Source organism: Bradyrhizobium sp. CAR08, from assembly GCF_052871955.1.
On the sequence record NZ_JBIXJX010000014.1, the window covers coordinates 79,952 to 94,647 of the forward strand.

At 64.6% G+C, this 14,696-nt stretch carries 11 protein-coding genes and 1 pseudogene; 6 read left to right on the forward strand and 6 right to left on the reverse strand.

Translation table 11 applies throughout. The features are described from left to right. The first annotated feature begins 12 nt into the window (after positions 1 to 12). The 4 genes from ACIPUD_RS27160 to ACIPUD_RS27175 all read left to right on the forward strand — a co-directional run bounded on the left by ACIPUD_RS27160 (position 13) and on the right by ACIPUD_RS27175 (position 4,582). Positions 13 to 204, forward strand: a complete 192-nt coding sequence (locus ACIPUD_RS27160; protein ID WP_231190264.1) for a hypothetical protein — start codon at positions 13 to 15, stop codon at positions 202 to 204. A gap of 79 nt (positions 205 to 283) precedes the next feature. Continuing rightward, positions 284 to 1,456: a phosphoserine transaminase gene (locus ACIPUD_RS27165; protein ID WP_085348790.1), complete on the forward strand. Its 1,173-nt coding sequence runs from the start codon at positions 284 to 286 to the stop codon at positions 1,454 to 1,456. Between the two features lie 212 nt (positions 1,457 to 1,668). Continuing rightward, positions 1,669 to 3,258, forward strand: a complete 1,590-nt coding sequence (serA, locus tag ACIPUD_RS27170) for a phosphoglycerate dehydrogenase (protein WP_204512347.1) — start codon at positions 1,669 to 1,671, stop codon at positions 3,256 to 3,258. Positions 3,259 to 3,409: 151 nt separating this feature from the next. Continuing rightward, entirely contained in the window at positions 3,410 to 4,582 is a 1,173-nt protein-coding gene (locus ACIPUD_RS27175) for a thiolase family protein (RefSeq protein WP_007596708.1), read from the forward strand. Between the two features lie 87 nt (positions 4,583 to 4,669). Here ACIPUD_RS27175 and ACIPUD_RS27180 read toward each other — a convergent pair whose 3' ends face one another. From ACIPUD_RS27180 to ACIPUD_RS27190, 3 genes are all read right to left on the reverse strand, one after another. Further along, entirely contained in the window at positions 4,670 to 5,575 is a 906-nt protein-coding gene (locus ACIPUD_RS27180; protein WP_018453563.1) for a hypothetical protein, read from the reverse strand. Positions 5,576 to 6,145: 570 nt separating this feature from the next. Then, positions 6,146 to 6,373, reverse strand: coding sequence for a hypothetical protein (locus ACIPUD_RS27185; RefSeq protein ID WP_085348786.1), 228 nt, complete (start codon positions 6,371 to 6,373; stop codon positions 6,146 to 6,148). A gap of 42 nt (positions 6,374 to 6,415) precedes the next feature. Further along, on the reverse strand, positions 6,416 to 6,604 hold the full coding sequence (locus tag ACIPUD_RS27190; RefSeq protein WP_085348785.1) for a hypothetical protein: 189 nt from the start codon (positions 6,602 to 6,604) through the stop codon (positions 6,416 to 6,418). A 151-nt stretch (positions 6,605 to 6,755) separates the two neighbouring features. Between ACIPUD_RS27190 and ACIPUD_RS27195 the strand changes: the two genes are divergently transcribed. Then, positions 6,756 to 8,759, forward strand: a complete 2,004-nt coding sequence (locus tag ACIPUD_RS27195) for a BTAD domain-containing putative transcriptional regulator (protein WP_204512345.1) — start codon at positions 6,756 to 6,758, stop codon at positions 8,757 to 8,759. 3 nt (positions 8,760 to 8,762) lie between these two features. Here ACIPUD_RS27195 and ACIPUD_RS27200 read toward each other — a convergent pair whose 3' ends face one another. Continuing rightward, a complete protein-coding gene (locus tag ACIPUD_RS27200; protein WP_143273320.1) occupies positions 8,763 to 9,257 on the reverse strand; it encodes an MAPEG family protein in 495 nt (164 codons plus the stop codon). A 90-nt stretch (positions 9,258 to 9,347) separates the two neighbouring features. Here ACIPUD_RS27200 and ACIPUD_RS27205 point away from each other — a divergent pair. Beyond that, a pseudogene (locus ACIPUD_RS27205) lies at positions 9,348 to 9,494 on the forward strand (acetyl-CoA C-acyltransferase); the annotation flags it as partial. Positions 9,495 to 9,584: 90 nt separating this feature from the next. Here the strand turns inward: ACIPUD_RS27205 and ACIPUD_RS27210 are convergent. After that, positions 9,585 to 10,754 carry an AI-2E family transporter gene (locus ACIPUD_RS27210; RefSeq protein ID WP_085348783.1) on the reverse strand — a complete coding sequence of 390 codons (1,170 nt, stop codon included), beginning with the start codon at positions 10,752 to 10,754 and terminating at the stop codon, positions 9,585 to 9,587. Positions 10,755 to 10,939: 185 nt separating this feature from the next. Then, the gene (locus tag ACIPUD_RS27215) at positions 10,940 to 14,335 is read right to left on the reverse strand and encodes a PAS domain-containing protein (protein WP_446481873.1); all 3,396 of its coding nucleotides are present in this window, start codon (positions 14,333 to 14,335) and stop codon (positions 10,940 to 10,942) included. Positions 14,336 to 14,696: the final 361 nt, after the last annotated feature.

Genomic DNA, 14,696 nt, shown 5'->3' on the forward strand with positions numbered 1-14,696 from the left:
ACAAGCTATTCGATGATCAAGGTCGGCAACGACTACGTCGTGCAGGCCAATGACAAATGCATTTTGAAAGTCGGCAGCCGCCGCCGCGCCGCGCAATTGATCAGCGATGCCACGGGCTTGCTGAACGCGCTGGCGGTGGTCGATTCCCCCAAGATCGCACCGGAGGCGCCATCACCCGCGCGTGAACCGCCGGAACTTCCTTGACGACTCTTCCCGTTTCCCGTATCAGCCGCGGCGGGACACCTCCCCCCAACGGGAGGCTTACTATCTGGAAGGGTAGACGATGACTGTAGCGAAGCCCGCTTCGCGGCCGAACGTGCCGCATTTTTCCTCCGGCCCCTGCGCCAAGCGCCCCGGATGGAATGCCCAAAATCTCAAGGACGCAGCGCTCGGCCGTTCGCATCGCGCGAAGGTCGGCAAGACCAAGCTCAAGCTCGCGATCGATTTGACGCGCGAAGTGCTCGAAGTGCCCGCTGATTATCGCATCGGCATCGTGCCGGCCTCCGATACCGGCGCGGTCGAGATGGCGCTGTGGTCGATGCTGGGTGCGCGGCCCGTCACCACGCTCGCCTGGGAATCCTTTGGCGAGGGCTGGGTCAGCGACATCGTCAAGGAATTGAAGCTCAAGGACGTCACCAAGCTCAACGCGGCTTACGGTGAGATCCCCGACCTCTCCAAGGTCGATCCGAAGTCCGACGTCGTCTTCACCTGGAACGGCACCACCTCGGGCGTGCGCGTGCCGAACGCCGACTGGATCAGCGCGACCCGCGAAGGCCTGACCATCTGCGACGCCACCTCGGCCGCGTTCGCGCAACCCCTCGACTGGGCCAAGCTCGACGTCGTCACCTTCTCCTGGCAGAAGGCGCTCGGCGGCGAAGCCGCGCATGGCATGCTGATCCTGTCGCCCCGCGCGGTGGAGCGGCTCGAAACCTACAAGCCGGCCTGGCCGCTGCCGAAGATTTTCCGCATGACCAAGGGCGGCAAGATCAACGAAGGCATTTTCGTCGGCGAGACCATCAACACGCCGTCGATGCTCTGCGTCGAGGATTATCTCGACGCACTGAACTGGGCCAAGTCGATCGGCGGTCTGAAGGCGTTGATCGCGCGCGCCGACGCCAACACCAAGGTGCTCGCCGACTGGAAGGCTAAGACGCCTTGGATCGACTTCCTCGCCAAGGACGCCGCAATCCGCTCCAACACTTCGGTGTGCCTGAAGTTCACCGATCCCGCGATCACCTCACTCTCCGAGGACGCGCAGGCCGAGTTCAGCAAGAAGCTGGTGGCGCTGGTCGAGAAAGAGGGCGCGGGCTACGACTTCGCCTACTATCGCGATGCGCCCGCCGGCCTGCGTATCTGGTGCGGCGCCACCGTCGAGGCCAGTGATGTCGCGCTGCTGACCCAGTGGATCGACTGGGCCTTCGCCGAGACCAAGGCCGCGCTCGCCAAGGCGGCGTAGTTTTTACCTCTCCCCGTTCTTACGGGGAGAGGTCGGGTCGCGCAGCGATCCGGGTGAGGGGCTCTCTCCGCGAGCACCCCGCCTGTGGCTGCCCCTCACCCCGACCCTCTCCCCGTAAGAACGGGGAGAGGGAGAGCAAAGAGCTTCCGAGCAATTCCCCATTCCGGCCCTCAGGCCGATCTCCCTCTAGGGACGGCGAAGGACACATCTCCATGACCAAACCCAAAGTTCTCATTTCCGACGCGCTCTCTCCCGCTGCCGTGCAGATATTCAAAGACCGCGGCGTCGAGGTCGACTTCCAGCCCAATCTCGGCAAGGACAAGGACAAGCTCGCCGAGATCATCGGCAATTACGACGGCCTCGCGATCCGCTCCGCAACCAAGGCGACCGCGAAGATCCTCGAGAAGGCGACCAACCTCAAGGTGATCGGCCGCGCCGGCATCGGCGTCGACAACGTCGAGATTCCCGCCGCCACGGCCAAGGGCATCATCGTGATGAACACGCCGTTCGGCAATTCGATCACGACCGCCGAGCACGCCATCACCCTGATGCTGGCGCTGGCGCGCGAGATTCCGCAGGCGGACGCTTCGACCCAAGCCGGCAAATGGGAGAAGAACCGCTTCATGGGCGTCGAGATCACCGGCAAGGTGCTCGGCGTCGTCGGCTGCGGCAACATCGGCTCGATCGTCGCCGACCGTGCGCTCGGCCTGCGCATGAAGGTGATCGCGTTCGATCCGTTCCTGTCGCCGGAGCGCGCCAGGGACATCGGCGTCGAGAAGGTCGAGCTCGACGACCTGCTCAAGCGCGCCGACTTCATCACCCTGCACACCCCGCTGACCGAGAAGACCAAGAACATCATCGACGCATCCGCGATCGCCAAGATGAAGAAGGGCGTGCGCCTGATCAACTGCGCCCGCGGCGGCCTCGTCGACGAGCAGGCCGTGGTCGACGCTTTGAATTCCAAGCACATTGCCGGCGCCGCATTCGACGTCTTTGTCGAGGAGCCCGCCACCGCGAACGTGCTGTTCGGCCATCCCAACGTGATCTGCACGCCGCATCTCGGCGCGTCCACCACCGAGGCGCAGGAGAACGTCGCGCTCCAGGTTGCCGAGCAGATGTCGGATTACCTGCTCACCGGCGCGATCTCGAATGCCGTCAACTTCCCCTCGATCACGGCGGAAGAGGCGCCGAAGCTGAAGCCGTTCATCGCGCTCGCTGAAAAGCTCGGTTCGTTCGCGGGACAGCTCACCGAGAGCGGCATCCTCAAGGTCGAGATCACCTATGAGGGCCACGTCGCCGAGATGAAGATCAAGGCGATCACCTCCGCCGTGCTGTCGGGCCTGCTGCGGCCGATGCTGGGCGAGGTCAACGTCGTCTCCGCGCCCGTCGTCGCCAAGGAGCGCGGCATGGTGGTCGACGAGATCGTCCGCGCCGCCCAGAGCGACTATGAAAGCCTGATCACTGTCACCGTCACCACCGAGCGGCAGGAGCGGTCGGTCTCGGGCACGGTCTATGCCGACGGCAAGCCGCGCCTGGTCGACATCAAGGGCATCCGCGTCGACGCTGAATTTGGCAAGTCGATGATCTACGTGACCAACGAGGACAAGCCGGGCTTCATCGGCAAGTTCGCGAGCCTGCTCGGCGATGCCAAGATCAACATCGCGACCTTCCATCTTGGCCGCGTCGCGCCGGGCTCCGATGCCATCGCGCTGATCGAGGTCGACGGCGCGGTGCCGGCCGATCTGCTCGCCAAGGTGCAGGCCCTGCCGCAGGTCAAGCAGGTCAAGGCGCTGACGTTCTGATACGCCGACATATTCCGACCCGCGGAACAACGCCGCCCTCTCGCGAGGGCGGCGTTTTTATTTCTCCCGCGACCGCCGGACATTGTGTACCAATGGCGCCGAGAAACCTCGACCGATGCTCCGGTCAAAATCGTTCGAAAGGGAGAAAACAATGCGTGAAGCCGTCATCGTTTCCTATGCACGCACGGGCCTCGCGAAATCCGGCCGCGGCGGGTTCAACATCACCCCGCCGATGTCGCTCGCGGCCCATGCCATCCACCATGCGGTCGACCGCGCCGGCGTCGAGAAGGACTATGTCGAGGATTGCTATCTCGGCAATTGCGCCCATGGCGCGCCGAACATCGGCCGCCAGGCCGCGCTGCTGGCAGGAATGCCGAAATCGACCGGGGGCGTCTCGGTGAACCGGTTCTGCTCGTCCGGTCTCCAGACCATCGCGATGGCCGCCAACTCGATCCGCTCGGACGGTTCCGACTGCATCGTCGCCGGCGGCGTCGAGAGCATCTCGATGCCGGGCGGCGGCACGCCGAAGGAATCGATCGATCCCGAACTGCTCAAGACGGCACCGGCGATCTTCATGGCGATGATCGACACCGCCGATATCGTCGCCGAGCGCTACAATCTCAGCCGTGAATATCAGGACGAGTATTCGCTGGAGTCGCAGCGCCGCATGGCCGCCGCGCAGCAGGCCGGCAAGTTCAAGGACGAGATCGTCCCGATGAAGACCAAGATGAAGGTGGTCGACAAGGCGACCAAGGCCGAGTCGATCGTCGATTACGTCGTCGATCGCGACGAGTGCAACCGGCCCGAGACCACGCTGGAAGGTCTTGCCAAGCTCGAGCCCGTCAGGGGTCCCGGCAAGTTCGTCACGGCCGGCAACGCCAGCCAGCTGTCGGACGGCGCCGCGGCCGTGGTGCTGATGGAAGCCAAGGACGCGGAGAAGCGCGGCCTCAATCCCATGGGCCGCTTCGTCGCCTGGGCGGCGGCGGGTTGCGAACCGGACGAGATGGGCATCGGCCCGATCTTTGCCGTGCCGAAGCTGTTGAAGCGTCACGGTCTGAAGATCGACGACATCGATCTCTGGGAGCTCAACGAAGCCTTCGCCAGCCAGTGTCTCTATTCGCGCGACAAGCTCGGCATCGATCCCGCCAAGTACAATGTCAACGGCGGCTCGATCGCGATCGGCCATCCGTTCGGCATGACCGGCGCGCGGCTCACCGGCCACATCCTCCAGGAAGGCAAGCGCCGCAAGGCGAAGTGGGGCGTCGTGACGATGTGCATCGGCGGCGGCCAGGGCGGCGCGGGACTGTTCGAAATCTACAGCTGAGATCGAGCCTCATGAATGCGGAAGGCACGGCGTCGCAAGCGCCGTGCCTTGTTGTTTGAGCACCAGGTCAGGCGTGTACTCTTTGGGTCATCGGTTTTGTGGGATGAAGCGGCTGAAGGATGGTAGTCTAAGACAAAGCTTGATGATGAGGGGAAGCGCGAGGACCGGGATGACGCACGCAGCGACATAACCTTCCGCCAGCGACGGCAGACCGAAGCTCGCCGCTGCCCACACGAGCGTGACGTTGCGGTTTCCGCTCACGAGACCGATGGTACCGGCGGTTTGCCACCCCAGTCTCGCGAACGTCATGGCAGCGAGGACGCACAGACCGAAATTGAACACGATCGCCGCGGCGAGCATCACGTCGAAACGCAGGGCGTTGCTGGTCCATTGCGCCCGTATGCCTTGCGAGGTGGCAAGCCCCACGATCATGAGCCCGACAACGGCGATCCCGGTGGCGGCGCTTTGATCGGGCAGAACAGGAATCACATGACGACGAAACCTCATGGCTAAGAAGGCCACCAGGCCTGCAGCGCCGATAATGCTGAAGAGCCGGATCGCCAGCCTGCCCATGTCGAATGCAATTCCAAGTCCGAGCACCGTGGCAAAACTCGGAATCGAGATCGGCGTGAGCAAGGTCAGTGCGATGGAAACGAGCAGTGCGAGACGTGGTCGCAAACCGAGCATTCCGGCGATCGCAGCGGCGCTTCCGACCGGCGGCGCCAGCAATGAAAGCAGAACGCCGGCCCGCAGCGCAGGATCAAGCGGAGCAAAGGACAGCAGAATCGCAGCAGCGAATGGCAGCACCAGGCCAACCCAGGCAAGCACCACGCCCATCAGGAGCGGACGAATGCTGGCTTCAGAGGGGGCAAGACCCGCCGTAAGAAACGAGCCCAGCGTCAGAAGAAATGCCGAAAAAGGCAAAAGATCGTAGCCGAGATGAGCGAAGGGAGTGATCACCAGCCCTGCGCAAAGCGAGATCACCAGGAGCATGGGTCCTTGTCCGCCAAGCGTGGACAATATCCGGCCAACGTACATCTCAGCTCCTCAGGACTTGCGCATCGACGACGATGCGTCTTCAGATTTCAGTCATGTCGGCCACCATTGCGAACGTCAGAAGAATCCGGCGCTCAAATCCAGGCCGTAGGTTCGTGAGAGCACGAACACAAAGGCGCACGCTGCGCATAACAGGAGGGCGTGCTTCGCCAATTCGGCACCGATGACCGAGAGGACCGTGCGGGAAATCGTGCGTATGATTGCTGGCATGTTGCCTCCTGGTTTTTCAAATCCCATGAACCGGCTGCATGTGGCGGCCGTCAGTCGGTGTGCGAAGCGAGGATCAGGGGCGGATCACCTCGCTCGGTCGACGCGCGCTGAATCAGGATCGCGCCGATCACGTGAACGAGGCCGAATCCCAGCAGAACGAGAAACATCAGGCGCGTCTCGCCGCCTGTTCGCTTTCTGTCGTGCGATGCCGGAGATCTGGCCCGAATTGGAGACGCAGCACGGTTGTGATTGTTCACGATTGTCCTCATATGCTTTGCTGTCGCTCGTCCCGATCGCCTACGGCGCCGGCGGGTTCGAAATGTAGTGGGTAACGAAATCGTCGGAGGCCAGGTTGGCTTGGCGCTCTCGGGGCGCCTTGCTCATTGCCGCGAAGGCAATCACCAGCGCCAGGAGCGAGCCATAGAAGGCGACCACTCCAAGTCTCCACATCGCAACCAATCGCTGTTCTTGATCGGACGCGAGAAACCTCTGCGATTGTCTTCCCTGCTGTGCGATGTCGGTCAATGCGACCTCCTGTTTGATGGCTGTTGTGATGCCGGCGTGCGATCAGTCGCCTCCGAAAAGGAGCGGTGCGACGGGCGGCGCCGACTGCGAAGCGGCCCTGAGTGTCGGGTGTGCAAAGGTCGTCAACGCTGCGTCGAATCCGGCGAGGACCACGAACAAGCCAACGACGATCATGATGAGGTGATGCGCGCGCACGCTGGCTTCCGGATGAAATTGCTCCGCGTCGATCAACCAACCGGCATCTCGTCGCGATGCGATCTGAACCCACTGTCGTCGTCGCCGGCGTCACTCGGCCGTCACTGCAGCGTTAATATTGTTCGCTAAGGCGGCAATTCGTGTAGGATGTATATCCGTGAGCGCATCTGCTTATTTTTGAGGCGGAATGACCGAAACTGCACCCGCTCCCAGCCCAAGTTTTACTCTCGCACTTCTTGGACGTTTTGAACTGATCGGGCCGGACGGTGCCGTCAGCTTACCGAACAAGAAGCTCGCGGGATTGCTGGCCTATCTGGCCTGCACGGCACCTCAGCCTCAGCACCGTGAAAAACTCTCGACCTTGCTGTGGGGATCGCACTTCGAAGCGCAGGCGAAGCAAAACCTGCGACAGGCGCTGTTCAAGCTGCGTCAAGTTCTTGGTCAGAGTGCTCTCAGGAGTGACGGCGAATTCATTTCGTTGAATGCCGTTGTGATCACCTGCGATGTGCCGCAATTCGAGCGGCTTGTCAGAAAGGGCAGCCGTGACGCGCTGACCGCGGCGGCAGATCTCTATCGCGGGCGCCTCGTCGATGACATCGCGGTCAACGCTGAGGGCTGGAGCGAGTGGCTGGCCGGCGAACGCGAGCGGTTATCGGAGCTGGCTGTCGGCGCGATGGTAGCGCTCGGCGACCAGGAACTGTCCGACGGACGTGCCGGCGATGCCCTGCTCGCCGGCCAGCGCGCCAATGCACTCAACAGCATGCGCGAGGATGCGCACCGCCTGATCATGCGCGCGTTGTCCGCGGCCGGCCGCAACGCCGAGGCGCTCAAATATTATCAGGCCGTCGTTGCCTTGCTGAAGCAAGAGCTCGGCACCGCGCCCGATGCCACAACCAGCGCGCTGGCTGCGGAATTGCGCAAGGTCCAGGAGCATAAGATCGTTCTGCCGGCAGCGGAGCCGACGGCAGACCTTTCGCACCAGGCGGAGCACGTGTTCGGCAACGACAGGCCCTCCGTGGCGGTGCTTCCGTTCCGCAACATGGGTGATGAAACCGAACAGGACTACTTCGCCGATGGCGTCACTGCAGACATCATCACCGCTCTATCGCGCTTTCGCGAGCTGGTGGTGATCGCGGCCGGATCGAGCTTTGCCCTTCGGGACAAGGGAATGACCAGCCGGCAGATTGCGCAGCAACTCGGTGCGCAATACGTCCTGAGCGGTCATATTCGCAAGGCGGGCAACCGCATTCGCGTCTCGGCCGAGCTCACTCATACCGGAAGCGAGGCCCAGGTCTGGTCCAATCGCTACGATCGCCCCCTGGTCGACATCTTCGACCTGCAGGACGACGTCAGCAGCAGTGTTGCCGCAGTCGTCGATCCCGCCGTTCGTAGCGCCGAGATCGAACGCGCACGCCGCAAGCCGCCAACTGATCTTTCGGCCTATGATCTGTATTTGCGCGGCCTTCACCATTTATGGGGCGGCACCCGCGAAGGTATCGTCAAGGCCATCGATCTGCTTCGGCGGTCTCTGAGCCTCGATCAGGAGCGAACGGCGACGCTGGCGGCGCTGGCTTGGGGACTCGTGATGGCTCCGCCGCTCGGCGCCAACATGTCTGCGGATGCCGCGTCCGAGGCGGTCGGTCTGGCGCGCCGCGCCGTCGAGCAGGATAGTGGGGACGCTTTCGCCCACGCTGTCTATGGCTTCACGCTGTTTGGGCCCGCCGGCGACAACGATCAGGGGCGCATTCACGCCAGCGAAGCCGCAAGGCTCAATCCGAGTTCGGCTTTCGCATGGGGTGTACTCGGAATGATCGACAGCATGGGAGGCGATTATGCCAACGCACTCGCATGCCTGCATCGGTCTCTCGTCCTCAGCCCCGAGGACAGCATGCTCCATATGTGGATGACGGGATTGACCGCGTCCTACTTTGCCCTCGGGCAGTACGAGGAGGGCGTTGCCTGGGCGCGCAAGTCGGTTCGGCACAATCCGAGCAACGGCACCGGACATCGCATGCTCGCGGCCAACCTGGTCGGGGTCGGCCGGCTGGAGGAAGCCCGCGAGGTCACCCGGGTTCGCGATGCGGCACAAAAAACGACGATCCGCGATCTGCGCGCCATGCGCTTTTTCAAGCAGCACGAGGCGCTTGAACGCTACCTTTCGGCCCAGCAGATCGCCGGCGTGGCCGACTGAGCCTCAAGCGCCGAGTGCAACGAGCAGCGTGCGCACGGTCATGAAGACCAGGATGACCGAGCCGACGGTCCACAGCATTGCGCGAATGTCGTGAATTTGCCCGGTGAGATAGGCGAGAAAATGCAGCAGGCGTGAGGCAACGTAGCCGTAGAGCAGGCATTGCGCGAGAAGCAGCGACGGCTTTGTGAGAACATAAAGAAAGCCCGCGGCCAGGAAATACGGCAGGCTCTCGAGATCGTTCATCTGGATCCGGCGGATCCGCTCCACATCTTCGTTGGGAAGAAGCTGCGCCGGATCGGGTGCGGGATTCAGTGGTGTCTTCTTGATGTCCTCCGGCGAACGGTAGCCGCCCTGGGCCCTCACCATCCGGACCACGGTGAGCCACGACATCGCCACGGCCTTGAGGATGATCAAGCTGGCGGCAACGACATAGGTGGCGAAGAGGGGATCGTGAAGATTGATTCCGTCCAATTTGGTACCCCGCTCCGGCAGGGCCATACTACATGTCCGAGCGGGTTGCGCCACTACGTAAAGGCAGCCGCCAGTCCAGTCCCAGCCTGATCTCGCCTTATGCCTTCGCCAGCGCCGATCGGCCATCCGTTCGGCATGACCGGCGCGCGGCTCACCGGCCACATCCTCCAGGAGGGCAAGCGCCGCAAGGCGAAGTGGGGCGTCGTGACGATGTGCATCGGCGGCGGCCAGGGCGGCGCGGGACTGTTCGAAATCTACAGCTGAGATCGAGCCTCATGAATGCGGAAGGCACGGCGTCGCAAGCGCCGTGCCTTTTGCTTTCTGGCGTGTGCTTGGGGATACGCCCGCGGCAACTCAACCGTTCTTCTCGGGCGCGACAGGTCGGAACACCCACTCGCGCCAGACCACCAGCAACGCCGACATGATCACCGGGCCGAGAAACAAGCCCAGAAGGCCGAAGGCCGCCAGGCCTCCGAAGATCCCGACGAACGCGAACAGAAACGGCAGCCGCGCCGAGTCGCCGACCAGGGTCGGCCAGACGAAATGATCGCCGGCCAACATGACGATCGCGCCCCAGAAGAAGACGCCCGCGGCTGCGAAGCCGCTGCCTCCGCCAGAGACCAGCACCACCGCCGCAGCGGTGAAAGCGAGCCAGGCGCCGAACGGAAGCATGGCGAAGGCCGTGGTCAATATCGTGAATACGATGGCATGCGGCACGCCCGCGACGAAATAGGCCACGCCGATCAATAATCCCTCGCCTGCGGCGACCAGCACCGTACCGTTCACGGTGCCGCGGATCGCATCGACCATTTGCTCGGCGAGACCCTCTCCCGCCTCACCGAAAAGCCGATCGCAGGTTTCCAGCACGCGGTCCGAGATCGACCGGCCGTTGCGTAGCAAGACGAACAAGGCGATCAGCGAAAAGAACAGAAGAAACAGGCGATGAAGCAGCTGTCCGCCGAACGTTCGAAACAGTTCCGATGCGTTGTCTGCGTTGACGCTTTTCAGCCATGCGGTCGCGGCTTTGGGATCGGAAAGATTGCTGCGCCACCACTGCTCGATGCTCTCTGCGGCGATCGGAAGGCGGGCGAGCCAATCAGGCACTTCGATCCCGCTCTCTCCGGCCTGTTTCATCCAGCCCACGAGCAGATCGCCTTGCTGCGCGATCTGATAGACGGCAAGCGACATCGGCGTAAACAGGATGAGGGCGACGACGAGCGTGAAGACCAGCGGGGCCAGGCTGGAGCGGCCGGAGGTCACGCGTGCCGCAAATTTGGTGTAGAGCGGCCACAGGCTGGTTGCGAGAATCGCGGCCCAGATCACTGCGGGCAGAAATCCCGCCGCCGTCCACAACGCCAGTGCGACCAGCGCAAGGGCAAGCACGACCCGTGCGTTCATGCGCGCGCCCGCGCCGGTAGGCAGCGGCTTTCGCTCAGTCGTGGTCGGGCCTCCGTCGCTCCGCACCGCCTCGCTCCGCTTGGGCGGACGCTGCTTCGATGCCACGGATTTCGCTCGTTCGGTCATTTGAAGTCGCTGGGTGCGGGAGCTGCAGTGTCGAACTGATCAGCAGGAGAAACGCTGGGTCCAGGCTTCAAGCCGCAACGAGGGGCTTCGGTTCCGCTCGGGAAGAAGTCGCAATGGCGCCCTTCGTCGGGCGCGGCTCGGCCGAAGCCGCCCGTGCACCGCGGGCAGGAAATCGCGTTCGCCGCTTACGCCTGCGCCAGTGCCGGTGCGAACACCACCTCGATCAGCGAGCCGGAGTTCGCCGCGCTCTTGATGTTGAAGCGGGCGCGGTTGGCTTCGACCAGGGCCTTGGTCAGCGACAGGCTCAGCGCCGAATTGTCCTCGGCGTCGCCGGGCGGTGGTGTGCGGAACGGCTCCATCGCGGCGGCGACTTCGCGCTCGCTGAGGCCGTGGCCGGTATCGCGGATGCGAAGTGCGACCTCGCCGTGGTCGGTGAGCGCGGTCGAGACGATGACCTGGCCGCCGGCGCTGGCGAGCCGGATCGAGTTCGAGATCAGGTTCATCGTGATCTGCCGCATTGCGCGCGCATCCGCGCTCACCTGCGGCAGCGCATGGCCGAGCGAGGTGCGGATGATGATGCGCTCGCGATTGGCCTGCGGTTGCATCACGACCACGCAGGCCTCGACCAGATCATTGAGGTTGAGGTTGGCGAAGTCGAGGTCGAGCTTGCCGGTCTCGATCCGCGACAGCTCGAGCAGGTCGTCGATGATGGCGATGACGCGCTCGCCGGAGGCGCGGATGTCCTTCATGTACTCGCCGTAGCGCTCGTTGCCGAGCGTGCCGAAGCGTTCCGAGATCATCACCTCCGAGAAGCCGATGATGGCGTTCAGCGGCGTGCGGATCTCGTGGCTGATCCGCGCCAGCATGTCGGCCTTGGCGTTCGCCGTGCCTTCGACCAGGCGTCGCGCCTGCGTCAGCTCGCTCTCGCCCTGCTTGCTGTGCGAGAGATCGCGGAACACGGCGAAGAAGTTCGGGCCGTCGGGCCGGGTGCGGCCCATGATCATCGCGAGCGGAATGACGCCGCCCTTCTTCTCGCGCCCCAGCACCTCGCGGCCGTGGTCGAGCAGGCTCGCGATGTCCTGGCTCTTGAGGTTTTCCAGATAGTCGATCACGACATGCTGGCTCTCCGGCGCGAACAGCGTCACCAGATTCTGCTGCATCAGCGTCTCGCCGTCATAGCCGAACAGCGCCTCGGCGCTGCGGTTGCAGGCGTGGATGTTGCCTTCGGCATCGAACATCACGATGCCCTCGGCCGTGGTGTCGAGGATCGCGGCGAGATCTTCGGCGGCCGCCTCGCCGGCGTCGGGCTCCGGCGCGGTGGAGAAGGTCTCGGGGACAATGGTCTCGGCGATCACGGTCTCGGCGATGACGGGCGCAGCGGGCGCTGCCTGCGGCAGCGCGCAGATCAGCGCATGCGCGCTCTCGCCGTCCCAGTCGATCGCGTGCAGATGCGCCTCGGTGGTCGGCAGCGGCGCTTCGCCATTGGCGAGCGTCGCGCTGATCGTGACAGGCGTGCCGGCTTGCGACGTGCTGCTGGCCGCGGACACGCCCGGCTCGACATAGAGCGCATCCAGCCCGCCGGCATTCTCCAGTGCGCTCAGGCTGCCATAGCCCATGCGCGCGAGAAACGCGGGGTTGGCGTAGAGCAGGCGGTCGAGCCGATAGATCAGGATGCCGGTCGGCAGCAGGTCGAGCAGCGCGCGGTCGCGCGGGCTGTGGCCGTGCGCGGGCGGCGCGGGCGCGGTCAGCCATTCGGCCGGCGCGTGCGGCGTCTCAGGCTCGGGCTCCGGCGTCGGCGCCTCAGGCGTGATCTCGGCATCCGGCGGCTCGGACGATGCCGCGATGGTTTCCTTGTCGCGTTCGAGGCGCTCGGACAATTGCCGGGCGAGCTCGTTGAACGCGCTGTTCTCGACCGGCGTCAGCGTCGGCGATCGCGTGTCGCCGGGCGCTCGGAACGGCAGGACATTGGGAGGCGTTTCCACTGGCGTTTCCACTGGCGTTTCCGGATCGGTTGGATGTGAATTCGCGTCGGGTGTGGGTTCGGGCAGTTCAGCTTCAGGCTCAGGTGCGGGCGGCTCGATCGGCGGAGGCGGCGGCTCTGGCTCAGGCTCAGGCTCCGGTTCGACCACATCGGCGGACAGGCTTTGCGGCGCCGCCGGTTCGGCCAAAAGCTCAAAGCGCCTGAGCGCATCGAGCCGGTTGAGGCCGTCGAGATCGCGGCAGACGCCAAATCCCCTGAAGCCCGCGAAATTGCGGTCGCCGTCATAAACCGGAAGCCCGGCAAGCTCGACCGGCAGATGCTCGCCGCCATCGGCCGGCCAGTTCACGGTGATCCCGGCCCAGGTGTCCTTGCTCGCAAGCGCCTGCGCCACGCGGCTCTCAGGATCGAGCGCGAAGGCGTCGGCGATCTCGCGCCAGGGGCGGTCGAAGCCGGCGGCCGTGCGCGGCCCGATCAGGTGGATGAATTCGTCGGAGAGAAGCACAAAGCGGCCCTCTGCATCCACCTTCCAGAGGAAGCGCAGCGGATGCTGACGCGGTGCGGGCGGCTCTTCGTGGCCCGACGGCGGCTCGACCATGCCGGTCACGGTCGGCGCTGCCTGCGGCGACACCATGGCTTCGGCCGAGTTTTCAACCGGAGTTTCTGGCGCGGCTTCGGCCGCTTGCTCGACGGCTTGCTGGATCGAGACGATCTCGGTCGCCGGCTCGCTTACGGGCGGTTCGTGCGCGATCGTTGCTTGCGGCGCGTCGACCGGCTCGGCGAAGGCGTCGAACAGCGCGATCTCTGATGGCGCCTCGTGCGACGGCGCCGCTTGCACATCCTGCGACACGGCGGCTGGAGCAGCGGACGGCGCAGGCTCAGCGATCTCTTCGCGCGCGACCTCTTCAGTGGCCTCGGGCTCGACCTCATCAGTCGCAGCCGCCGCCTGCTGCACGGCAGGCTCGATCAGCGCGACCAGCCCGACATCGGCCCCGCTGCCGACCCGCTGCAACACCATCTGGCCGATCCCGATCGGCGTCTCGGCGCGGCCAAGGCTGAGCGCATCGCTGCGCGCCTGTTCGAGGCCGGCCTCGGTGAGATCGCGGAAGCCGAGCAGGGTGCGGGCCGTTTCGCTGGCGCCGACGAACAGGCCGTCGGGTGCGAACGCCGCCATCGGCGTCTTGGCGCCGTCGACCAGACGAAGCAGCCGCTCGACCAGCGGCATGGTGCGCAAGCCGGGGTCCATCGCGGTGACCAGCACGGCGCGGCCGCCATCGGCGAAGTCGAGCCGGGCGCAGGCGCAGGTCATCAGAGTGCCGAGCCGCGCGCCGAAGCCGCGCAGCCGTTCGAGCCGGATCGCCCCGTTCGGAGGCAGCCGGCCGGCAAGCCGGATGATCTGGCGGCGGTGGCTGTCGGCGGGCCCGAAGGTCTTGTCCGCGAGCGCCGTGGCATGGGCCGCGCCGAACAGTCTTGCCCCGACCGGATTGGCCCAGAGCACGCGCGTGCCGTCGATCGACCAGAGCCAGACGGGCAGCGGCGAGGTCGCGTGCACGGCCAGCCGGGGATCGCCCACGCCTCGCAACTGGAAATCCGAACTCGTCATCCGACCGGCTTCGCGTCCCGCTTGTGCGCATCAGGCTGCCGGGAATGACAGCCTTAAGAAAGGGTTAGTATCGCCCGCGTGCGCGGGCAGGTCCACGGCCCCAGCCTATGCGCCAAGGCCTAAAGCCGCGATAACCTTAATGTCCCCGACCCCGCAAGCCGTAGCCCGTTCGCATCCCCATCTTCGAGATCCCCGCGTCCGCAGATACCCATGCCGCCCCAGCCTCATCCTGAGGAGACCGCGCAGCGGTCGTCTCGAAGGACGAGGCGCGCGCTCAGGCACCACCTGATTACCTCAACCACCGGTTCCCCATCCCGGGAACCTCATCCTCCCCGCGATTAAATTTGCGCAATGCACCCCA